The 20,998-nt window shown below is 40.5% G+C and carries 22 protein-coding genes; 8 read left to right on the top strand and 14 right to left on the bottom strand.

Going from position 1 to position 20,998, the window contains the following annotated elements; genetic code table 11:
* Positions 1-18: 18 nt before the first annotated feature.
* On the bottom strand, positions 19-1,095 hold the full coding sequence (lptG, locus tag E4T92_RS06040) for an LPS export ABC transporter permease LptG (RefSeq protein WP_135093838.1): 1,077 nt from the start codon (positions 1,093-1,095) through the stop codon (positions 19-21).
* A gap of 5 nt (positions 1,096-1,100) precedes the next feature.
* A complete protein-coding gene (lptF, locus tag E4T92_RS06035; RefSeq protein WP_135093837.1) occupies positions 1,101-2,195 on the bottom strand; it encodes an LPS export ABC transporter permease LptF in 1,095 nt (364 codons plus the stop codon).
* Between the two features lie 106 nt (positions 2,196-2,301).
* On the opposite strand from lptF, the gene E4T92_RS06030 reads away from it, so the two are divergent.
* Entirely contained in the window at positions 2,302-3,777 is a 1,476-nt protein-coding gene (locus E4T92_RS06030) for a leucyl aminopeptidase (protein WP_135093836.1), read from the top strand.
* 239 nt (positions 3,778-4,016) lie between these two features.
* The gene (locus E4T92_RS06025) at positions 4,017-5,405 is read left to right on the top strand and encodes a DASS family sodium-coupled anion symporter (RefSeq protein ID WP_135093835.1); all 1,389 of its coding nucleotides are present in this window, start codon (positions 4,017-4,019) and stop codon (positions 5,403-5,405) included.
* Positions 5,406-5,535: 130 nt separating this feature from the next.
* Here the strand turns inward: E4T92_RS06025 and E4T92_RS06020 are convergent, their stop codons facing one another.
* Genes E4T92_RS06020 through E4T92_RS06000 form a run of 5 tightly spaced genes read right to left on the bottom strand, consistent with a single transcriptional unit; the run spans position 5,536 to position 8,585 of the window.
* Positions 5,536-6,153, bottom strand: a complete 618-nt coding sequence (locus E4T92_RS06020; RefSeq protein WP_135093834.1) for an energy-coupling factor ABC transporter ATP-binding protein — start codon at positions 6,151-6,153, stop codon at positions 5,536-5,538.
* Positions 6,140-6,781, bottom strand: a complete 642-nt coding sequence (locus E4T92_RS06015; RefSeq protein ID WP_135093833.1) for an energy-coupling factor transporter transmembrane component T — start codon at positions 6,779-6,781, stop codon at positions 6,140-6,142. The genes E4T92_RS06020 and E4T92_RS06015 overlap by 14 nt, the downstream gene beginning before the upstream one ends.
* On the bottom strand, positions 6,778-7,401 hold the full coding sequence (gene cbiM / locus E4T92_RS06010) for a cobalt transporter CbiM (RefSeq protein WP_135093832.1): 624 nt from the start codon (positions 7,399-7,401) through the stop codon (positions 6,778-6,780). The genes E4T92_RS06015 and cbiM overlap by 4 nt, the downstream gene beginning before the upstream one ends.
* Positions 7,401-7,886 (bottom strand): carboxypeptidase regulatory-like domain-containing protein, encoded by a 486-nt coding sequence (locus tag E4T92_RS06005; RefSeq protein ID WP_135093831.1) that lies wholly within the window; start codon positions 7,884-7,886, stop codon positions 7,401-7,403. Before E4T92_RS06005 ends, cbiM begins: the two co-directional genes overlap by 1 nt.
* A 15-nt stretch (positions 7,887-7,901) precedes the next feature.
* Positions 7,902-8,585 (bottom strand): DUF4198 domain-containing protein, encoded by a 684-nt coding sequence (locus E4T92_RS06000; RefSeq protein ID WP_135093830.1) that lies wholly within the window; start codon positions 8,583-8,585, stop codon positions 7,902-7,904.
* 95 nt (positions 8,586-8,680) lie between these two features.
* Between E4T92_RS06000 and E4T92_RS05995 the strand changes: the two genes are divergently transcribed.
* Positions 8,681-9,085 carry a Cd(II)/Pb(II)-responsive transcriptional regulator gene (locus tag E4T92_RS05995; RefSeq protein WP_077542251.1) on the top strand — a complete coding sequence of 135 codons (405 nt, stop codon included), beginning with the start codon at positions 8,681-8,683 and terminating at the stop codon, positions 9,083-9,085.
* 61 nt (positions 9,086-9,146) lie between these two features.
* On the opposite strand, the gene pntB is transcribed toward E4T92_RS05995, so the two are convergent.
* The 3 genes from pntB to E4T92_RS05980 form a co-directional block, all read right to left on the bottom strand.
* Positions 9,147-10,571 carry a Re/Si-specific NAD(P)(+) transhydrogenase subunit beta gene (pntB, locus tag E4T92_RS05990; RefSeq protein WP_077542250.1) on the bottom strand — a complete coding sequence of 475 codons (1,425 nt, stop codon included), beginning with the start codon at positions 10,569-10,571 and terminating at the stop codon, positions 9,147-9,149.
* 10 nt (positions 10,572-10,581) lie between these two features.
* Positions 10,582-12,120, bottom strand: coding sequence for a Re/Si-specific NAD(P)(+) transhydrogenase subunit alpha (gene pntA / locus E4T92_RS05985; RefSeq protein WP_135093829.1), 1,539 nt, complete (start codon positions 12,118-12,120; stop codon positions 10,582-10,584).
* 213 nt (positions 12,121-12,333) lie between these two features.
* Positions 12,334-13,173, bottom strand: a complete 840-nt coding sequence (locus tag E4T92_RS05980; RefSeq protein WP_135093828.1) for an endonuclease/exonuclease/phosphatase family protein — start codon at positions 13,171-13,173, stop codon at positions 12,334-12,336.
* 288 nt (positions 13,174-13,461) lie between these two features.
* On the opposite strand from E4T92_RS05980, the gene E4T92_RS05975 reads away from it, so the two are divergent.
* The 4 genes from E4T92_RS05975 to E4T92_RS05960 are packed head-to-tail and all read left to right on the top strand — an operon-like array spanning position 13,462 to position 16,937.
* Positions 13,462-14,343 (top strand): metal ABC transporter substrate-binding protein, encoded by an 882-nt coding sequence (locus E4T92_RS05975; RefSeq protein WP_135093827.1) that lies wholly within the window; start codon positions 13,462-13,464, stop codon positions 14,341-14,343.
* Positions 14,343-15,263, top strand: coding sequence for an ATP-binding cassette domain-containing protein (locus E4T92_RS05970; protein WP_135093826.1), 921 nt, complete (start codon positions 14,343-14,345; stop codon positions 15,261-15,263). Before E4T92_RS05975 ends, E4T92_RS05970 begins: the two co-directional genes overlap by 1 nt.
* Positions 15,263-16,120, top strand: coding sequence for a metal ABC transporter permease (locus tag E4T92_RS05965; RefSeq protein WP_077542245.1), 858 nt, complete (start codon positions 15,263-15,265; stop codon positions 16,118-16,120). Before E4T92_RS05970 ends, E4T92_RS05965 begins: the two co-directional genes overlap by 1 nt.
* Positions 16,113-16,937: a metal ABC transporter permease gene (locus tag E4T92_RS05960; protein ID WP_135093825.1), complete on the top strand. Its 825-nt coding sequence runs from the start codon at positions 16,113-16,115 to the stop codon at positions 16,935-16,937. Before E4T92_RS05965 ends, E4T92_RS05960 begins: the two co-directional genes overlap by 8 nt.
* A gap of 147 nt (positions 16,938-17,084) precedes the next feature.
* On the opposite strand, the gene E4T92_RS05955 is transcribed toward E4T92_RS05960, so the two are convergent.
* The 4 genes from E4T92_RS05955 to E4T92_RS05945 form a co-directional block, all read right to left on the bottom strand.
* Positions 17,085-19,007 carry an LTA synthase family protein gene (locus E4T92_RS05955; RefSeq protein ID WP_135093824.1) on the bottom strand — a complete coding sequence of 641 codons (1,923 nt, stop codon included), beginning with the start codon at positions 19,005-19,007 and terminating at the stop codon, positions 17,085-17,087.
* A gap of 67 nt (positions 19,008-19,074) precedes the next feature.
* Positions 19,075-19,203 (bottom strand): hypothetical protein, encoded by a 129-nt coding sequence (locus tag E4T92_RS11315; protein ID WP_255518882.1) that lies wholly within the window; start codon positions 19,201-19,203, stop codon positions 19,075-19,077.
* Entirely contained in the window at positions 19,175-19,732 is a 558-nt protein-coding gene (locus E4T92_RS05950; RefSeq protein ID WP_135093823.1) for a tetratricopeptide repeat protein, read from the bottom strand. Before E4T92_RS05950 ends, E4T92_RS11315 begins: the two co-directional genes overlap by 29 nt.
* 19 nt (positions 19,733-19,751) lie before the next feature.
* On the bottom strand, positions 19,752-20,468 hold the full coding sequence (locus tag E4T92_RS05945; protein WP_135093822.1) for a YwiC-like family protein: 717 nt from the start codon (positions 20,466-20,468) through the stop codon (positions 19,752-19,754).
* A gap of 110 nt (positions 20,469-20,578) precedes the next feature.
* Between E4T92_RS05945 and E4T92_RS05940 the strand changes: the two genes are divergently transcribed.
* Positions 20,579-20,929 carry a RidA family protein gene (locus tag E4T92_RS05940; protein ID WP_135093821.1) on the top strand — a complete coding sequence of 117 codons (351 nt, stop codon included), beginning with the start codon at positions 20,579-20,581 and terminating at the stop codon, positions 20,927-20,929.
* The last annotated feature ends 69 nt before the right edge of the window (positions 20,930-20,998 follow it).

The raw sequence follows: 20,998 nt of genomic DNA, 5'->3' as shown, positions 1-20,998 counted from the left end.
CTATCTACCTTGCTAAAATTAATCCCTTTTTCGGCTTAACAGCCACCAAATAATCGCAATAAATAACAAACTTGGGATTAATGCGCCAAACACTGCAGGCATATTGTAAACCACGCTCATTTGCCCAAAAATCTCATTTACCACATAAAACAAGAAACCAAAACAGATTCCCGTCACAATCCTTGCCCCGGCTGTGACACTACGTAATGATCCGAAGATAAATGATAAGGCTAGCATCATCATTACGCCCACAGAAACCGGCTGAAAAATTTTACGCCAAAAGGTCAGTTCAAATCGGCGAACATCTTGTCCTGTCTCTTTTAAAAATGCGATGTATTCATATAAACCACTGATAGATAATGAAGTTGGTCGTAAAGAAACTGCCCCTAATTTATCCGGTGTCAAATTCGTTTCCCAAGATTCAATTAAACGGTTCATTGTCGTAATTTCATCCTTTTGAATTTTTGAATCACTCACTTGGCGCAGTTGCCATTTGTTTTCTTCAGCAGAATAGGCCGCTTGATTTGCGTGTTTCAATTGGGTGAGATTTCGATTGTCATCAAAGGTATAAATATACACATCGTTTAATGTTGTATCCTCAGAAACTCTACGCACAAAAATAAAATGACGCCCATCTTTCGCCCACACACCATTTTTTACCGAAAGCATTGAACCGCCGGAAATAGCACGAGTACGCATATCACGGGCAAATTGCTCCGTTTGTGGAATGCCCCATTCCCCCATTACCATTGTTAAAATCACTAATGGTAAGGCTGTTTTCATCACCGCTAATCCAATTTTAAAACGTGAGAAACCGGCTGATTGCATCACAACCAATTCACTACGGCTAGCCAAATTACCAAGCGCAATCAACGCGCCCAATAATGCTGCCATCGGGAAAAACGTTTCCACATCTTTCGGTATGGTTAAAAAGGTAAATGCAACTGCCTGCAAAACATCATAAGAGCCTTTCCCTACACTACGAAATTGCTCGACAAATTTAATAATCGCAGATAAACCAACAAGTGTGAGCAAAGTGGCAAAAATCGCCCCTAAAATGCTTTTACCAATATAACGGTCTAAGGTATTCATCATTTGTTTTACCCTTTTCGGCTAAGAAGATGGCGAAGTTTATACATTACAGTGCTATCCCAGCCATTCAACACGACACCAAGCAACAAGAACAGGATATTCACAAGAGGCATTAAAATAGCGGCATCGAGCTTTCCGGCAGAACCAGCCGATTTAAATGAACTTTGTAATAAGAAGTAAATGAGATAGAGCAATAATGCCGGGAGAATTTTTGCAAAACGCCCTTGTCTTGGATTCACTCTGCTTAACGGCACAGCAATTAATGCCATTAATGGTACAGCTAAAATCAAGGTGATTCGCCAATGTAATTCTGCCTTTGCCGCAGGATCATTTTTATTTATTAATGCCTCAAAAGAAAATGTAGTAGCTTCATCAGATTGACTCTCTGTCGCCTGATAGCCCAAATAAGCCTGATATTCATCAAAATGAGTGAGACGAAAATCAGGTAGCGCTGCCGTACCCTCTACACGTTGTGTATTTTGTAAATTCAGAACTTGATCACCATTTGGTAAGGATTTTAACCCCCCTTTTTCAGCCGTCACAACTGAAGGCTTTGTCTGCCCTTTAGGTGCAGTTTGAAACAGGTAAACATCATTAATTTGGTTACCTTTAATACTGTCAATAAATAGCACGAAATTATTATTGTTGGTAGACATAAATTGACCGGAAGAAAGCGCCCCCATAGTTGGGTTAGCTTTTGCCTCTTCTACTAGCGTACTTTGTTTTTGAATTGCCCAAGGAGAAAGCCATAACGCATTATATGCAGCTAATCCGGCAGTGATTAAAGAAAGCATCAAGGCGACACGCACGAGAATACGCTGTCCAATACCACAAGCCCTCATCACCGTGATTTCACTCTCGGCATATAAACGGCCAAAGGTCAATAAAATGGCAATAAACAAACACAATGGCAACATTAGCTGCGCCATGGTCGGCATTCCAAGTCCAAGTAAAGAAAAAACCAAATCAGCCGGCACATTACCATTTGCTGCCGAACCAAGTACGCGCACAAGTTGCTGACAGAAAAAAATCAACAACAAAATGAATAAAATCGCCACTTGGCTCTTGAAGACTTCTTTCGTTAAATATCGCGTTAAAATCATCTTATATCGTATTGTTTATCGTTAAAATTGAGGGGAAAACTAGATAAAATCGACCGCGTATGATACCTTATTTCCGCTGATTTAAACAATCAAAAAAGGAAATCAAATGAAATATCAAGCAAAATCAACCGCACTTTCTCAAACCTTTGAATGTATCATCATTGGTGCTTATGAAAACAATGAATTTTCAACCAGTTTTAACGAAATAGATCAAGCAACACAAGGGTATCTAAACGGTTTAGTCAAATCCGGCGAACTCACCGGAAAATTAGGACAAACTTTATTGCTACGTGATCTCCATGGTATTGCAGCAAAACGAGTCCTCATTATTGGTTGCGGAAAAAAAGGCGAACTTAACGAACGCCAATATAAGCAGCTCATTCAAAATATGTTAAACGCCTTAAAAGATGCCTATATTCGTGAAGCGGTTTGCTATTTGACAGAAGTTGAAATCAACAACCGTGATCTTTACTGGAACATCCGTTTTGCCATTGAAACCATTGAGCATACCAACTATCAATTCGATCAATTCAAATCTCAGAAAGCCAAACCAATCAGCCTAGAAACGCTCATTTTCAACACAGATTGCCAACAGGCACAATTGGCTATCAAGCATGCCCAAGCTATTGCAAGCGGCGTGAAAGCAGCACGAGATATTGCCAATATGCCGCCTAACGTATGTAACCCGGCTTATCTTGCAGATCAAGCGAAAAATTTAGCGGAAAAATCCACCGCACTTTCCCTTGATGTGATCGATGAAAAAATGATGGCTGAGTTAGGTATGAATGCTTATCTTGCGGTTTCCCGCGGTTCATCAAACCCGGCTTATATGTCGCTTCTTCATTTTAACAACGCCGCAGATAAAAATACCAAACCGATTGTGCTTGTCGGCAAAGGCTTAACCTTTGATACCGGTGGTATTTCCTTAAAACCTGCCGCAGAGATGGATGAAATGAAATATGATATGGGGGGAGCAGCTTCCGTGTTCGGGACGATGAAAGCCCTTGCCGAGCTTAATTTACCCCTCAATGTGATTGGGGTGCTTGCCGGTTGTGAAAACCTACCGGATGGTAATGCCTACCGTCCGGGCGATATTCTCACCACCATGAACGGTTTAACTGTGGAAGTGTTAAATACCGATGCGGAAGGTCGTCTTGTGCTATGTGATACACTTACCTATGTGGAACGCTTTGACCCTGAGCTTGTCATTGATGTAGCAACCCTCACCGGCGCATGTGTTGTCGCACTCGGGCAACACAACAGCGGCTTAATGTCGGAAGATGAAAACCTTGTCAGCGAATTACTCAATGCTGCAAGCCAAACCACTGATAAAGCTTGGCGCTTACCATTAGGTGAAGAATACCAAGAACAGCTAAAATCACCCTTTGCCGATCTTGCCAATATTGGCGGACGTTGGGGCGGTGCAAGCACAGCGGGAGCATTCTTATCCAATTTCACCAAAAAATATCGTTGGGCACATTTAGATATCGCCGGTACCGCATGGTTACAAGGTGCGAATAAAGGCGCAACCGGTCGCCCGGTTTCTTTACTCACTCAATTTCTAATTAATCAGGTGAAATAAAACCGAGATAAAATTCGGTATCATGTAGCAGTTGCACAAATCTATTTTTGGGTAGGGACACACTCAGTGTGTCCCTACTTTTTGAATCCTGTTTTTATCTCTATCAAAGAGCGGTTAAATTTTACTGAGTTTTTATAAATATCTGTTCTCTCAACACCTCATACCAGCTTGAGACTATTGACCCATTGTTTGAATTTTGTTAAAAGTTTGTTGATTAAAAACACACAAGGAGTAGAACGATGAAAACTCAATATTCTTTTTTATCAAAATATAAAAGCACGATTATCCTCGCCATAGATTTTCTTTTGATGCTGTTTTTAATTCGCTATCTTCCTTTCTCACCCACTGAAAATCGAGGCTTAGCATTATTAATTTTCATCGCGATTCTCTGGTTAACCGAAGCTTTTGATATCACCGTGACATCCTTAATTGTCCCAGTATTAGCGATCGGATTAGGACTTATCAATACTCAAAAAGCACTCGCTCCTTTCTCAACGCCCATTATTTATATGTTCTTTGGTGGATTTGTGATGGCGGCAGTGTTACAAATTCAGTCCCTAGATAAACTCATTGCAGGCTATATTATCCGCTTAGCCAAAGGAAATTTGAAACTGGCTATTGCCTATTTATTTGGTGTCACGACATTTCTTTCCATGTGGATTAATAACACGGCTGTTGCGGCAATGATGTTGCCATTAACACTAGGTATGCTGAAAGGAATTCATTCTGATAATAATTATCGCCTATATGCTTTTGTTCTACTCGGCATGGCATTTAGTGCAAATATCGGTGGAATCGGTACTCTAGTAGGTAGCGCGCCCAACGCCATTCTCGCTTCCCAAATTTCCGTAACTTTTACCGAATGGTTAGGCTATGGGTTTCCGGTTATGCTACTATTACTCCCATCAATGTTATTTTCCCTGTGGATAATACTACGTCCGAATTTTAACGTTCCTTTTACCCCAACGATTGAGCGAGTTCCTTTTACTTCAAAGAATCTTATCACGCTGATGATCTTTTCTGTCATGGCGATATTGCTTCTCTTTGGCTCATTGATCAATCCTTGGCTATCAACGACCCTTGCTTTACCAAATAAAATTGAAAACTTTGATACGGTGGTCGCACTAAGTGCGGTCATTTTAATTTGCATTTCCAACGCCGCAAAATGGAAAGAAATTCAAGAGCGGGTTGAATGGGGCGTCTTAATTTTATTTGGTGGCGGATTAACCCTTAGCGTAGTAATGCGAGACTCCGGTGCGAGTAAAATTATGGCTGATAGCATCGTTCAATTTGTCCAAACAAAACCGCTTTGGATACTTTGTGTCACCCTGACAACTTTTATTATTTTCCTAACGGAATTTACCTCAAATACAGCGAGTGCCGCATTGATTATGCCTATTGTCATTTCCGTTGCTCAATCAATGGGTTTACCGCCAATTTCTCTTGCTGCGATTATCGCCTGTGGTGCAAGTTGTGCATTTATGTTGCCAATTGCAACACCACCTAATGCCATTGTCTTTAGTACCGGTCATATTAAACAAATTGATATGGCAAAAGTCGGTATGATCTTAAACCTATGCTGCATTGCCATTATTAGTGGATTAACCTATTTTTTCTGGATTCACTAACAAAACACGTCTCAATTCCTTGACTAAGAAGTGTTGAAGGATTTATGCCGGAAGGAAAGCGCTTCCGGCTAGCCATTTCTTTGGTAGCTCAAGAAGAATATTGACGGTGGGAGACTTTTCATTTTCCTCATCACAGGCTGATAATTTCATCGGCTAATCTATCAATAAACCCTTGATGATGTGAAGAAATAAGCATAGGCAGCCCAAGTTCACGCAAAAGTGCGGTCAGTTTTTCGATATTTTTACGATCTAGTCCATTGGTGGGCTCATCCAATAATAAAATTTGGGGCTGCATAGCAAGTACACCGGCTAGTGCGGTAAAGTTTTTTTCCCCGCCGGAAAGGGTATGCACCGTACGATCCTTTAAATGAGTAATGTCCAAACGTTCAAGTTGTTGCTCTGCAAGTTGATAGGCATATTCACGAGGATGTTGTTGGTTTAGCGGACCAAACGCCACATCGTCTAATACAGTGGGCCCAAAAAGTTGATCATCAGCATTTTGAAAACAAATTCCTACTCTACCTCGGAAAGGCGAGAAATCTTTTTCTTTTTGACAAATTTGATCAAACAGCCTGATCTCACCTTTTGAAATAGGCACAAAACCAAGCAATGCCAGTAATAATGTTGTTTTCCCCGTGCCAATCTCCCCTTGCACAAATAAACGTGTTTGCCCCTCAAGGTGAAAAGTTAAATCCTCAATAATCCTTTTATTATTACGCTCAATATAAAGATTTTTAACGCTCAGCATCTTCTTTCCTTTTTCCACATTGAAAACCACGGCATTTCAGTGCAATTTGTGCCATTTCAGCTTTTAACAAGGCATGAATTAATAATAGTGCAACACTTTGTGCCGTAACATAAAGTGTTCGAGCATTAAATTTCGGTTGATACCCTCTGGCACGCATTGCTCGATCCATTTTTTGTCGCAATTCACCTAAAAGCGTGATGTAACGCACGGTCAACACAAATAATTGAATTAATTTTTCAGGTAAAGGTAATTTACCGAGTGCCTGTATCAAAACGGTTTCATTGATATTCCATAAAAAAAGCCAAACAGAAAACAACAAAAGGTTCGTTCTAAGGCTAAGAATCTCTGCAATCCGGATTCCCTGAGGATAAAATTCAATCCCATTTTCCCCAATTCGCCAACTGAGTGTCGCCCACATCAAAACAATGAGAAGCAATAAACGGAGCCAACGTTGGAAATAGGGAGAAAAGCCACGCTTTCCCATTGAAATGAACAAGATAAAAATAAATATCAGGCTGATATTTAACGCAATGAGCCAAGCAAGATCTTGCAAACCACTGATAATCAATCCCCAAATAAAGAGATAAATTAATCGAAAATGCGGTTGAAATAGGGAATGAATTTTCATGAAGAAATTCGTGTCGTAGATTTAAGTGCATCCGGATACATTTTACAAAGTAGAGAAATCACGCCGACACTCATCACACTGTCTAAAATAAATACAGGAAGATGAGAAACGAGCAGTAACCAAATAAGATCTATGTAATTTTTTCCGCTATCAAGCACTAATGCAAAAGATGCTAAGGCTGCCGCCCCCCCTACACCAAGCACACCTGCTCCAATACCGGTTAATAGGCAAGCCTTCAATGTCATCTGAGGTTGTAGAGATGAACGGAAAAGATAATGAACAAGCATAGCCGGAGTTGCCATAATACAAAGATTCACGCCTAGGACAGCAAATCCGCCAAAGGAAAAGAACAAGACTTGTAGCAACAATGCGATAAGAAATGCCGGAAACACTGACCACCCAAGAAATAGCCCTGCCATACCGTTTAAGATCAAATGTACACTGCCAATCCCTACCGGAATATGGATCGTACTTGCGACGAAAAAGGCAGCAGCAAACAAGGCGGTAAGTGGTAAACGTTCATGTTCTAACTTACGAAGCCCGATTGCCACACCCGCGGCGGCAAGCACTGCTCCAGCCAATAAAATAGGGGGATGCAACACTCCTTCAGATAAATGCATTATTTGAATCCTTGTTTCATTTTTCGGGCATTCAACCAAGCAATCAAGCCGGCTATTCCTACGATATAACCAATGCCGCCTAAGATATCGTGCCAATAAATTTTATCTTTTAGCTGGGCAATATCCGCCCGTAGTAACATCAGATCCGCTGTTTGATTATTGACTGGCGATGTACGATCCGCGACAACGGAGGCTCGATGCCCTTCTTCCCCCTCAACCACGACTTTTAACACCGAATCCGTCATATTCGGCACAGCAAGGCGAAACTCGCCTTTTGTATCTGTTTTAGCATTTAAAATAGGTTCTTCCATTCCCGAACGAAACACTTCTAAATAGGTTTCCGCAGCCGGTGTCAGATCAGAATAGTAAGATTTACCGGAAAGAATTTGCCCGTCATATTGAGCAAATACGTGAAGCGCATGGGCTTGCACATTCGGTAAATACAATGCAAGAAAAAGTGCGGTAAAAAAAGACAATATTTTCATTACGGCATCGCCTATTTATTGGGCACCAAAGGTCAGCATATATTCAACGGTTCGGCGATCATAATCAGGATTATCCGCCACATTTTCTTCAAATTCCGCCCAGACTTTGTTGTAACCTTTCACAGGCGTAAATTCGGCAATCCCCTTTTCATTGGTTAAATTAAAAGGAGCATCTTCACCTACGCCTACTTTGATGCCTTGAACCGGCTTACCCTTGTGTAAAACAAGAATAGCAAGAACTTTTCCCGCCTCTGCTCTCGCCTGTGGAATCAATTCATAAGCGACATCATGGGCTTTAAAAGCCTGTGCATCCCATTTTAAGATGGCTTTTCCCAACTTCAGCGGATTGGTGCTAAATTCCGCGGAGGGTTCTTCACGTTTAGTTTTCTCTACATATCTGCCACTAGGTAATTTTGACCATACTCCATTATTAAACGCCATGAAGACAATATCCGATTTTGGCTCAATATACGCTTCGCCATCTTTAAATTGATAACCCAGTGCGGTCAATTTTCCTTGAGAATTTAAGACTTGGAGAGATTGGATTTTATTCTGATGATAAGATTCCGTTTCAGTGTGACCAAATTTCATCACATATTCACCTTGTGATGAGGTCGGTTCAAGCCATATATTGTGGGCATTTGCTAAAGATAGTGTGAAAAGTGCGGTTAATCCCACTGTAAGTTTTTTGAATTGCATTTGTTTGTCTCCTCATTTATTTAATTATTAAAAAAACGGGGCTAATGATAAAATATGAAGTAACTTCAGAGTCAAGCAAAATTTTGAGGAAAATCATGAAAATAGGTCAGCTCGCCAAAGCCTTAAATTGTACCGTTGAAACGATCCGTTTTTATGAAAAACAAGGGCTACTGCCTCCCCCTCAACGCACCACCGGCAATTTTCGCAAGTACAATGAAGAGCATCTTCAGCGTCTTTCTTTTATTTGCCATTGTCGAAGTTTGGATTTATCCCTCAATGAGATCAAAACCCTCATTGCGCTTGAACATCACCCTGAACAACGTACCGAAGAAATGAATAAACTGCTCGATCGCCACATTAAAGATATTGCCAAACGGATTCACGAATTGGCTCATTTACGAATGAAATTAATTGAACTGAGAGAAAAAAGTAGCGCTACAGATGAAGATCCGATGCAATTATTATTGCAGCATAGTGGTGTACGCTTTGTGAGATGGTAAATTTTACGCAAAAAATACCGCACTTTAGTCTCCTAAAGTGCGGTCATTTTTATGAAAGTTTTTATAGCGCTTTTAAAATATCTTCAACACGATCTTTCGCATCACCAAAGAGCATTTGGGTGTTTTCTTTGAAGAATAATGGATTTTGCACGCCGGCGTATCCCACTGCCATAGAGCGTTTGAATACGATGACATTCTGTGCTTTCCATACTTCTAATACCGGCATTCCTGCAATCGGGCTGTTTGGATCTTCCATTGCCGCCGGGTTTACCGTATCGTTTGCCCCGATAACCAATACCACATCAGTATCTGCGAAATCTTCATTGATTTCATCCATTTCAAGCACCACGTCATAAGGCACTTTTGCTTCCGCCAAAAGCACATTCATGTGCCCCGGTAAACGACCTGCAACAGGGTGGATACCAAAACGGACATTCACACCACGTTCACGTAATTTTGCGGTGATATCCGCCACCGGATATTGTGCCTGCGCCACCGCCATGCCGTATCCCGGTGTGATAATGACAGAGCTTGCATTTTTCAATAATTCCGCCACTTCCTCTGCGGTAGTTTCACGATGCTCGCCTTGCTCTTCATCGGAAGACACTTGAACATCATTACCAAAACCACCGGCAATCACGCTAATAAATGAGCGGTTCATCGCTTTACACATAATGTAAGAAAGAATCGCACCGGAAGAACCTACCAATGCACCGGTTACGATTAATAGGTCATTACTCAGCATAAAACCTGCGGCTGCCGCTGCCCACCCCGAATAGGAGTTAAGCATGGATACCACCACCGGCATATCTGCACCACCGATAGATGCCACTAAATGCCAGCCGAATGCGAGTGCGATTACGGTCATTAACAACACTGGGAAAATATTTTCCGGACTGTTCAAGAAAGCAACCATTAATAAGGCAGAAACCACCAGTGCCGCTAAATTTAATTTATGACGATGAGGTAACATTAGGGCTTTTGAATTGATTTTGCCACTGAGTTTACCGAATGCCACCACAGAACCGGTGAAAGTGACTGCCCCGATAAAGATACCAAGGAATACTTCTACATTATGAATAGTTGTCAACGTAGCCTGTTCTGCAAGGAATGTTGCCTGTTGTACTTCATCCAAGCCATTTGGCATGGTTGGAATATCATGCAAACCATAGCTATTAAAGCCCACAAGCACGGCGGCCAAGCCCACAAAGCTGTGCAGAATTGCCACAAGTTCCGGCATTTCCGTCATTTCCACTTTTAATGCACGTTGAACACCGATCACACCACCGATAATCATCGCAATGATGATCCAGAATGTTCCCTCAGAATGAGGCCCGAAAATCGTTGCCACTAGGGCGATTGTCATCCCGACAATCCCAAACCAACAACCGGCTTTAGCAGTTTCGTGTTTAGAGAGTCCCGCTAAGCTCATAATGAAAAGTAATGCTGCAACAATATACGCAGCCTGTACTAAACCTTCAGACATTGCGATCTCCTTAACCTTTTCTAAACATTGCCAACATACGTTGTGTTACACGGAAGCCACCAAAAATATTGATGCTTGCCACTAAAATTGCCACAAAGGCTAACGCATCAATAAAGAGGTTGCCGGTCGGCTGACGAATTTGTAATAACGCCCCCACAATAATGATGCCTGAAATGGCGTTGGTGACCGCCATTAACGGTGTGTGAAGAGCATGGCTCACATTCCAAACCACGTAATAGCCCACCACGCACGCTAATACAAACACGGTAAAATGTGATAAAAATGCCGCAGGGGCAACAGAAGCAAGCCACAGGAATAACACACCTACGCCCGCCATTACCCCGTATTTCACGCGAGGATCAGTTGGTTTCGCTTCTTTTTTCTCTGCAACAGGTGTGGCTTTTGCCTCTTGTTTTGGCTGAGCAGAAACTTGAATTTGCGCCGGTGGAATTTCTTCCCCATCACGCACAACGGTCACCCCACGTAGTACCACATCGTCAAAATCAATATTGATATTGCCATCTTTCTCTTTACATAAGAGTTTCAGTAAATTAACGAGGTTTGTGCCGTAAAGTTGAGAGGATTGGGTTGGTAAACGGCTTGGGAAATCCGTATAACCAATGACTTTCACTTGATTTTCAGTGGTCACGACCTTACCGGCTTCGGTATATTCACAGTTACCGCCCGTTGCGGCAGCCAAATCCACAATCACCGAACCAGGCTTCATCGAATCTACCATTTCTTTGGTAATTAAACGTGGTGCAGGCTTACCCGGAATTGCAGCCGTTGTAATGATAATATCCACTTCTTTGGCTTGTTCAGCATAAAGTTCCATCGCACGGCGGTTAAACTCCTCCGACATCACTTTTGCATAACCATCACCACTACCGCCTTCTTCTTTAAAATCAATTTCTAAGAAGCTTGCGCCCATACTTTGTACTTGTTCTTTTACTTCAGGACGGGAGTCGAAAGCGCGTACAATCGCCCCCAAGCTGTTTGCTGCACCAATTGCCGCTAACCCCGCTACCCCCGCACCAATCACCAACACTTTTGCCGGTGGGACTTTACCTGCTGCGGTAATCTGTCCGGTGAAGAAACTGCCAAACTCGTGTGCGGCCTCAATCACTGCACGATAGCCGGAAATATTCGCCATTGAACTTAAAGCGTCCAAGGCTTGTGCACGTGAAATACGCGGAACGGCATCCATTGCAAGTACATTGATTTTTTTCGCCGTTAATTTTTGCATTAACTCAGGATTTTGCGCACGCCAAATGAAACTCACCAGCGTTGCACCCTCTTTCATTTGTGCGATTTCATCATCGGTTGGCGGATTCACTTTAAAAATGATATCCGATTGCCAAATCTCGGTTGCGGTACCGATTTTTGCACCAGCCTCTACAAATGCCTGATCCTCAAAACTTGCTTTAAAGCCGGCATCCTGTTCTACGATTACCTCAAAGCCCAATTTCAGGATTTGCTGAACCGTTTTTGGCGTTGCCGCCACACGGCTTTCATTATCAAGCAGTTCCCTTGGTACACCAATTAACATACTGTTTCCCTCTGTTTGATGATTATATAGAATGAATCTGCATTCATTCTTCCGTTAATGACAAAAGTCAGCTTCGTCTAAATGTATCATTGTTCGGTGAAAATGCGGTAGATTTTTTTCAGTGGTTTTACAAGATATTGCGATAGGAGTCATAAAAATTAAAAAGTGCGGTTAATTTTTATCCCACCAATTTCCACAAAACCAACCTTTTAATTATTCTAAGGTCAATTCTACCCAAATCGGCGCGTGATCCGAGGAGGCCACTTGCGTCGTTTTGGCAAGTTCAACATTCATTCCTCGCACAAATACAAAATCAAGAGGATAATTGAAAAAACGTCGTCGCTCATCAGGTGAAAAGGAAACTTCATTTAACCCCGCTTGAGTGATAAATTCATTCAACATCTGTTTCCGCTCCTCATTCCAAGCATTAAAATCTCCCGCTAAAATAACCGCGCTTTGAGGAGATGGGATAAGGGAAAAAATCTGTGCGAGTTGTGCTTGATATGCCTTAGGTGTCCATTCAAAATTAATTAAATGTGCGTTAATAACAACCAATTCATCATCGTTCTTTAATGGAAAACGCATGACACTTGCGACTTTTGGGATATAAATCCAAGGCTCAGATTGTGAAATGCCACAATAATTCATTGGAATCCATTTCGAAAAGCTTTTCACGCCCGATGGTCGCCCTTTATACGCAAAACTAGAAACAAAAAGTGCGCTCGAAAATGAAGGTAGGTCTTGTTCTGGTGTAGCCTCTTGCAGTAAAACCAGATCCTGCTCTTGAGAAAAACGGGCTAAATCTTGCCGCCAACCTGAATCCTCACCTTTGTGAATATTCCAACTGAGCAAACGGATACGCGTTTTTTCTAAGGTCTGAAATTGCATTTGATTAACAAAACATTGCTCATTTATTGCCTTAAACTCCGTTTTAAATGTGCTTTCCAACGTTATTTGAATAGGGTTAAAAATACGAAGTGGGTTAAAAATATTCATGCCCGCCAGCATTCCCAACAAAACTACAAATATAAAAATCTTAGTCCTTTTTCTCATTTCTCTATCACGTAACTAAACATCTCTACCCTTCCCCTAAATAATAGCAGTTTGCTTCTACGATACAATCGCTTCATTCTATTGCTCCTCAATATTTCACAAGGTTGAATGAAGAAATTTAGTTGATCAAAAATACAAAAGAGCAAGCTCAGCGTATTTATTTTCTAAATTATAGGAGAACTAAAATTGATCTATATTAAAGAAATAACATTTGATAATCATTATCATTTGATTAATAGAAAAATTGTTGTATGATAGGCGACAATTTTTCTAAAAAGGAGACGATTTATGCGTTTAATCATGACAACCTGCCTACTCTTAGGCTCACTATTTAGCTTCCCAAGCTATGCTAAATTTAAGGTCATTACCACCTTTACAATTATTCAAGACATTGCTCAAAATGTTGCCGGCGATGCTGCTGTAGTGGAATCGATTACCAAGCCTGGCGCTGAAATTCACGATTATGAGCCCACACCAAAAGATATTGTCAAAGCACAATCAGCAGACCTGATCTTATGGAATGGACTAAACCTTGAACGTTGGTTTGAACGTTTTTTCCAAAATCTGCATAAAGATACGCTATCTATTACTGTCACTGAAGGTATCCAACCTATGTCTATTTTTGAGGGACCTTATCAAGGCCTACCAAACCCACATGCTTGGATGTCTCCAACCAATGCCTTGGTTTATGTCGAAAACATAAAGCAAGCATTGATCAAATATGATCCACAAAATGCCGATATTTATCGTCAAAATGCAGAAACTTATATCAAAAAAATCAAAGAACTCGACCAACCTCTACGGGAAAAATTATCTAATATTCCCGAAAAACAACGTTGGTTGGCAACAAGCGAAGGGGCATTTAGCTATTTAGCAAAAGATTACGGCTTCAAAGAAGTTTATTTATGGCCAATAAATGCTGAACAGCAAGGTTCACCACAACAGGTTCGTAATATGATTAATTTAGTTCGTCAACACCAAATCCCTGTTGTTTTTAGCGAAAGTACGATTTCACCAAAACCGGCACAGCAAGTTGCGAAAGAAAGCGGAGCAAAATATGGTGGCGTGCTTTATGTGGATTCTCTCTCTACGACAAAAGGCCCGGTTCCAACCTACATTGATTTGTTAAATACGACTGTCTCAACAATAGCAAAAGGATTCGAAAAATAATGAACACCACGGTGAATACATCTATACAGGTTGAAAATATTACCGTTCGGTATAATAACGGACATACCGCAATCTACGATGTTTCTTTTCATTTACAAGGCGGTACAACCTGCGCCTTAGTTGGCGTAAACGGTAGCGGTAAATCAACCTTGTTTAAAAGTTTAATGGGATTAGTGAATCCTCAGCAAGGTCATATTCAACTTTGTGGTTTACCCATTAAACAGGCACTAAAACAGAATCTCATTGCTTACGTACCGCAAACAGAAGATGTAGATTGGCAATTTCCTGTTTCCGTTTATGATGTGGTGATGATGGGGCGTTATGGTTATATGAATTTTTTAAGAAGACCGAAACCAGAAGACAAACAGCAAGTTCAACAAGCAATGCGTAGAGTCTCGATAGAACACCTTGCAGAACGCCAAATCGGTGAATTATCAGGCGGACAGAAAAAACGTGTTTTTTTAGCTCGAGCATTAGCACAACAAAGTAAAATTATTTTATTAGATGAGCCTTTCACCGGCGTGGACGTCCAAACCGAGAATGCGATTATGGATCTACTTTCCGAATTACGTAATGAAGGTCATTTAATACTGGTTTCAACGCACAATTTAGGGTCAATTCCTGATTACTGCGATCAAGTTGTTATGATTAATCGCACCATATTAGCCGTGGGAGAGACACAAACAACCTTTACCCAACAAAATTTAGAGCATACATTTGGCGGTGTGCTACGCCATATTAAATTACAGAGTAGTGACTTACATGACGATGCAGATACCCGTGCGGTTACTGTTATCACGGATGATGAGTTACCAGCCGTATTCTATGGCCAAACGAAAAACGATCCGCCGGCACCGACCATCAAATCTTGCTGTGGTGAACATGATTGTGAAAATGCAGAGCAAAGGGATCAAAACTGATGATGGCATTATTACTGGAACCTTTCCATTATGACTATATGTTGAAGGCATTACTACTGAGTGCAGCGGTAGGCGGAATTTGTGCATTCTTATCTTCTTATCTCATGCTAAAAGGTTGGTCACTAATCGGCGATGCCCTTTCCCATTCTGTTGTTCCCGGTGTAGCTATTGCCTATTCCTTTTCCCTACCCTATGCTTTAGGTGCATTTTTTTCCGGTATTTTGGCCGCACTTTCTATACTTTGGATAAAATCCATCTCCAAGTTACGTGAAGATGCAATCATCGGCTTTATTTTTACCACCTTTTTTGCACTCGGTTTATTGATTATTTCCCTCAATCCCACCTCAATTAATGTACAAGAAATTATCTTAGGCAATATTTTAGGTATTGCTGATGAAGATATTATTCAAATGGGCATCATCGTTTCTGTTTGCTTAGTATTTATGCTGATTTTTTGGAAAGATCTCTTATTGGTATTTTTTGACGAAACCCATGCCGTCTCAGTGGGATTACAACCTGTTTACTATAAAGTACTCTTTTTCACGTTATTAAGCGCTTGTGTTGTTGCAGCATTACAAACCGTAGGGGCAATTTTAGTCATTGCAATGGTCATTACACCGGGAGCAACCGCCTATCTATTAACAGATCGTTTTAAAACCTTAGCGTTAATTGCCGTGTCCCTCGGTATCACAACCAGTGTATTAGGCGTTTATCTCAGTTATTATCTAGATGGAGCGACTGGAGGAATCATTGTCTGTTTTCAAACTGCACTTTTCTTAATTGCTTTCTTCTTTTCTCCAAAATACGGTGTTATTACACAAAAATTATCCGGTAAAAAGGAGCAAACAAATGAATAATTTACTGAATTGGTTTGCTGAACCCTTCCAATACCCGTTTATGCAAAATGCACTGGCAACTGCGCTTATTGTTGCGATTATCTGTGCCATTTTATCTTGCTATTTGGTACTAAAAGGTTGGGCATTAATGGGGGATGCCATTTCTCATGCGGTTCTTCCCGGTATTGTTGTCGCATTTCTACTCGGAATCCCTTTAACAATCGGCGCCTTTTGTGCCGGCTTGATCTGCTCACTTAGTGTCGGTTACTTAAAAGAAAACAGCCGAATTAAAGAAGATACTGCGATGGGTATTGTTTTCTCAGGCATGTTTGCACTAGGTATCGTGATGTTTACTAAGATTGAAACGGATCAACATCTTTCCCACATTTTATTTGGCAATTTACTTGGCGTGAGTTTCACTGAAGTCATCCAAACCTTGTTTATTTCCGGTATTATTTTTCTCATTGTGATATTGAAAAGACGGGATTTTTTACTCTATTGCTTCGATTCAAGTCACACTAGAGTGGTCGGACTGTCCCCTAGAGTTCTACATTATGGATTATTAATTTTATTAGCGATGACAATTATCAGTGCTATGCAGGTTGTTGGCGTTATTCTTGTCGTAGCCATGTTGATTTCACCGGGTATCACGGCTTATATACTCAGTAAACGTTTTGATAGAATGCTACTTATTGCCATATCGGTATCTGTTACAACAAGTATCATCGGTACGATTATTAGCTATCATATTGATGCTTCAACCGGCCCCTGTATCATTTTATTACAAGCCTGTCTTTTTCTGCTAGCTCTCGGTTACACCCGCTTAAAAAGCAGGTAAATCTAATCTAGGGTTTATTTGTAGAGACATTCAATGTACATATTTATGATCGCACTTTGCCACTCTCTATAAATTTAGCGATGTCATTATCGTCAAATAGAACAAAAATGACTTACTCAATAAAAAAGGGGCTTAATCGCCCCTTCTCTATTTATCTCCCGATTGGTACAGCCGATTTTTATACAAATAACTTCCCAGTAACGCATGTGCAAGAGCTTCTTTTTTCATCGCCTCAGGCACGGCTTTTTCTGTGAGGGTTTCTTTTGTTTTATCGTAAAAATAACCTTGCGCTGCCTTATTTGGCATTTGGATCACCACATCACCATTGCCTTTCATCAACGCTTGGGTTTGATCAAATTGCATAATGGCACGATCGGGATTAACATTTTGAGTTAAATCAAATCCTATCATAGGATAATTACCGTACCCGCCGGCCAAAGAAAGTAAAGTTGTTGGCATATCAATTTGACTCACCAAACGGGAATCACGACGTGGCTCAATGCCTTCCCCTAAGATTAATGCAGGAATGTGAAAATGCTTTATTGGCATTAATGATGCACCGGCAACGCGCGAGTCATGATCAGCAATCACCAAGAAAATTGTATCTTTCCAATAATTGGACTTTTTCGCTAAATCAAAAAAATGCCCGATAGCGTAATCAGCATATTTTGCCGTATTATTTCGTGTGGCTTTAGGTTGTTCATAGAGTTCAATTTTACCATCCGGAAATTCAAAAGGATCATGATTACTGGAGCTAAAAACAAGACTGAAGAAAGTTTTTCCTTCATTTTGTAACTGAGTAAAAGTTTCATGGGCTTTATCAAATAAATCCTCGTCACTCACCCCCCAAGTTGCCGTAAACTTAGGATTTTTATAATCTTGTTGATCAATGATGGTTTTAAAGCCATTACCATAAAAAAAGCTTGCCATATTATCAAAGTGCTTTTCTCCCCCATAAATGAAAGATGTATCGTAGCCTTGTTTTGCTAAGAAATCAGCAATAGTAAAAAAGTTACTTTGTGCATTATTTAATTTCACAACAGCACGTGCAGGTGTTGGCGTAAAACCGGTGGTGACAGCTTCAATACCACGAACAGAACGAGTACCTGTGGCATAAAGATTTTCAAAAAACCAACCTTCTTTTGCTAATTGATCAATATTGGGCGAAAGCGGTTTACCACCCAAAGCACCGATAAATTGTGCACCGAGACTTTCCTGTAACAAAATCACAATATTCTTAGGTTTGCCTTGATTGGTTGCGACATTTTTAGTGAGGGTGGGAAATTTATCAGAAATATAATCACTATCCGGTCTGCCACGACTCGCTTTTACAATACGCAACATTTCATCAAGCTCCATTTTGCCGTACATTTCCGATGATTTATCTTCATCTTTAAATTGTTGTACCGCATAAATCACGGAATAACCTGAATTTAATACTAAGGAATTAACTAATGCATCAGACGAAAAAGCCACCATAGCAGGATTAATCCCACGATGCTGCAAGGTTGAACGAGCCCCAAAGAAACTTACTGCGATAACTAATAATGCCACTACCGGACGCCATATCCATCGCATCATTCGTAAATCTTTCACTGCCCAGCCGGCAAGTTTCCAATAAACGATGGTCGCTAAAACCGTAAAAACAAGGCTAAAAATGACCGCACTTAAATGCCCCTCCATCAACATAGTAAAGACTTCCTTCGGATAAATGAGGTATTCGATGAATAAACGATTTGGGCGGAAATCATAGGTTTCAATAAAGGCTGGGGTTGCAATCTCCATAAAAAGAATGAACACACTTCCCAGCGTCAGCCAAATGCGTAAGATTTTTTTCCAACGCTCACTTGTATGGAAAAATACTGTGAATAATGCAGGTACACCGAATAAATAACACAATGCAACGACATCAATGCGTATACCTTGCAGGAACAAGGATGACCAACCATCGACAGCAGAAACACGTTCAGCTTGCCATATAGCTAAACCAACACGGGATAAAGAAAAGATAAGGAGATTGATCGATACAAAAATGAAGATCGGAAATAAAGGGGAACGATAATTTTTCATAGGGGACTCTTTTATATGTCATGGGGTTTCCCCCATTTAGGGAAACGTTTTCATTTACCACTTAGGATCAATGAAGGCGTAGTAATCGCTGTTCAGCGACTTTTCTAAGTTCATTCGGTATATTATCTGAAATTAATACCTCACGATACATTAATGAGGCAAGGGGCTTATTGACTGCGGTGCCCACGCTCTTCATAGAAAATGCCTAAACGCAACTTCGCGACAGGATTATCTAAATCAACCGCTTTTTTCACCCATTCAAAGGCTTTGGATTCATTTTTTTGATTTAAGTAAATTTCAGAAAGCATCATCATCGCATCCAAATCTTTAGACTTAGCTGTCCTTTCAAATAATTTGATCGCCTGCGGAATATCTTTTCTGACATAGCCACCACGATAATACATCATGGCTAAATTATTGATCGCACGAACACTCCCCATCTCTGCGGCTTCACTAAACCACCAATAGGCTTTTTCTTGATCCTTTTGCACCCCACGCCCAAGGTTGTAAAGCATACCTAAATTACTTTGTGCTTGTACATTTCCTTCTAGAGCAAGCGGCTGCATAATATTAAAGACGGATTTCCAATCCTGCTTATTGGCAAAATCCTGTGCCATATTCAGACGTTCTTGCTCTGTTAATTTTTGAATAGCATTCATTTCTTTCCCTTGGGTAAAACTTGAAAGCGATAAAAGTGCGGTAAAAATAACAAGTGATTTTTTCATGATATTTAATCCTAGGTACCTATAAAGTACCAAGCAAAAGAAAAATAAAGAAAATAGTGGTGATAACGAGCTCTGTTAGACCCACTTGTTTGACAGAAAGTTTCTTTCTTGGCAAATAAACTGCACGAATCCACCCCACGCTAAATGCCGACATCAAATAAAACTGCCCCATTACGGCAAAATAGGTAACAAGAAAGGAATGAAAAATAATCGAAGCGCGTAAATATGTTGGATTTTTACGTTCCCTCATCATGGATTTAACATAGAGAGTCGTGCCAATAAAGAACAGCGAGGGGTAAAGCCCAACCCACCCGATTTTTTCATCAAAAGTGCGGTCAGAAAAATAGTAGGCACCCATACCGGCAAGGGAAAAAATAGCAATTCCTGCAAGGTCATTTAATAAATGACGTTCATTTTTTTGCTTGATGTAATAAATATTTATCCATAAAAAAGGGAGCATTGCACCGATAAAATAAAGAATTTGCCAGTTATAAAACAATGCCGGGAAAACAAAAATAGATGTCGCCATCGCATAAATGATCGTCCACTTTCGATATTCCTCCCTGTTTCTGTCTTTAAACAAACTCAAGAAAGGGTAAGACATCAAATAAAGACAAGTCCAAGCAAGAAATAAAAAAACATGCGCCCATACGGGTTCTGACAACAATATACCGTAAAGAAAAGGCAACAATGCCATCACTACGGCACCGTGTTGATTAGAAATTAATAATTTCATCTCTAATTTTATTGAGAATAATTATCGGCTATTCTACTCTGATAAAGTAAGATTTACAAAAACTTCAACGCCCTTTAGAATACCCTCAATCCCAACTCACAAGGAACATAATGACCATTCAACGCATTCAACCTAGTACACGCTTTTGCGAAGTTTCCATTCATAATGGCATAGCCTATTTTGCCGGACAAGTGCCTGAAACAACACTTGAAAAAAATGCTTATGAACAAACCAAAGAAGTGCTTTCACTCATTAATAAATTACTCACTGAAATTGGTTCTCATAAAAGAAATATTCTTAACGCCCAAGTATTTCTTGCTGATATGAAAGATTATGCACAATTCAATCAAGCCTGGGATGAATGGGTGGATACTGAAAATCCGCCAAGCCGTGCAACTGTTGAAGCCAGACTTGCCGTACCGGAATGGAAAGTGGAGATTGTCATTACTGCCGCAGTTTAATGTTAAATTTGTGATCCATGGCAAAGAAATTTTTTCTCGTTTATTTTACAATTGAGTCCGCCCTTCACC

It is taken from the genome of Pasteurella sp. WM03 (genome assembly GCF_004570945.1).
Classification (GTDB): Bacteria; Pseudomonadota; Gammaproteobacteria; order Enterobacterales; family Pasteurellaceae; genus Rodentibacter.
The sequence above is the reverse complement of the archived record's forward strand: the minus strand, read 5'-3'. Positions and strand labels throughout refer to the sequence as shown.

Excerpts from the sequence above, each read along its gene's own strand:
- lptG (WP_135093838.1), bottom strand. The coding sequence starts at position 1,095 with ATGATGAATACCTTAGACCGTTATATTGGTAAAAGCATTTTAGGGGCG.
- lptF (WP_135093837.1), bottom strand. The coding sequence starts at position 2,195 with ATGATTTTAACGCGATATTTAACGAAAGAAGTCTTCAAGAGCCAAGTG.
- E4T92_RS06030 (WP_135093836.1), top strand. The coding sequence starts at position 2,302 with ATGAAATATCAAGCAAAATCAACCGCACTTTCTCAAACCTTTGAATGT.
- E4T92_RS06025 (WP_135093835.1), top strand. The coding sequence starts at position 4,017 with ATGAAAACTCAATATTCTTTTTTATCAAAATATAAAAGCACGATTATC.
- E4T92_RS06020 (WP_135093834.1), bottom strand. The coding sequence starts at position 6,153 with ATGCTGAGCGTTAAAAATCTTTATATTGAGCGTAATAATAAAAGGATT.
- E4T92_RS06015 (WP_135093833.1), bottom strand. The coding sequence starts at position 6,781 with ATGAAAATTCATTCCCTATTTCAACCGCATTTTCGATTAATTTATCTC.
- cbiM (WP_135093832.1), bottom strand. The coding sequence starts at position 7,401 with ATGCATTTATCTGAAGGAGTGTTGCATCCCCCTATTTTATTGGCTGGA.
- E4T92_RS06005 (WP_135093831.1), bottom strand. The coding sequence starts at position 7,886 with ATGAAAATATTGTCTTTTTTTACCGCACTTTTTCTTGCATTGTATTTA.
- E4T92_RS06000 (WP_135093830.1), bottom strand. The coding sequence starts at position 8,585 with ATGCAATTCAAAAAACTTACAGTGGGATTAACCGCACTTTTCACACTA.
- E4T92_RS05995 (WP_077542251.1), top strand. The coding sequence starts at position 8,681 with ATGAAAATAGGTCAGCTCGCCAAAGCCTTAAATTGTACCGTTGAAACG.
- pntB (WP_077542250.1), bottom strand. The coding sequence starts at position 10,571 with ATGTCTGAAGGTTTAGTACAGGCTGCGTATATTGTTGCAGCATTACTT.
- pntA (WP_135093829.1), bottom strand. The coding sequence starts at position 12,120 with ATGTTAATTGGTGTACCAAGGGAACTGCTTGATAATGAAAGCCGTGTG.
- E4T92_RS05980 (WP_135093828.1), bottom strand. The coding sequence starts at position 13,173 with ATGAGAAAAAGGACTAAGATTTTTATATTTGTAGTTTTGTTGGGAATG.
- E4T92_RS05975 (WP_135093827.1), top strand. The coding sequence starts at position 13,462 with ATGCGTTTAATCATGACAACCTGCCTACTCTTAGGCTCACTATTTAGC.
- E4T92_RS05970 (WP_135093826.1), top strand. The coding sequence starts at position 14,343 with ATGAACACCACGGTGAATACATCTATACAGGTTGAAAATATTACCGTT.
- E4T92_RS05965 (WP_077542245.1), top strand. The coding sequence starts at position 15,263 with ATGATGGCATTATTACTGGAACCTTTCCATTATGACTATATGTTGAAG.
- E4T92_RS05960 (WP_135093825.1), top strand. The coding sequence starts at position 16,113 with ATGAATAATTTACTGAATTGGTTTGCTGAACCCTTCCAATACCCGTTT.
- E4T92_RS05955 (WP_135093824.1), bottom strand. The coding sequence starts at position 19,007 with ATGAAAAATTATCGTTCCCCTTTATTTCCGATCTTCATTTTTGTATCG.
- E4T92_RS11315 (WP_255518882.1), bottom strand. The coding sequence starts at position 19,203 with ATGAAGAGCGTGGGCACCGCAGTCAATAAGCCCCTTGCCTCATTAATG.
- E4T92_RS05950 (WP_135093823.1), bottom strand. The coding sequence starts at position 19,732 with ATGAAAAAATCACTTGTTATTTTTACCGCACTTTTATCGCTTTCAAGT.
- E4T92_RS05945 (WP_135093822.1), bottom strand. The coding sequence starts at position 20,468 with ATGAAATTATTAATTTCTAATCAACACGGTGCCGTAGTGATGGCATTG.
- E4T92_RS05940 (WP_135093821.1), top strand. The coding sequence starts at position 20,579 with ATGACCATTCAACGCATTCAACCTAGTACACGCTTTTGCGAAGTTTCC.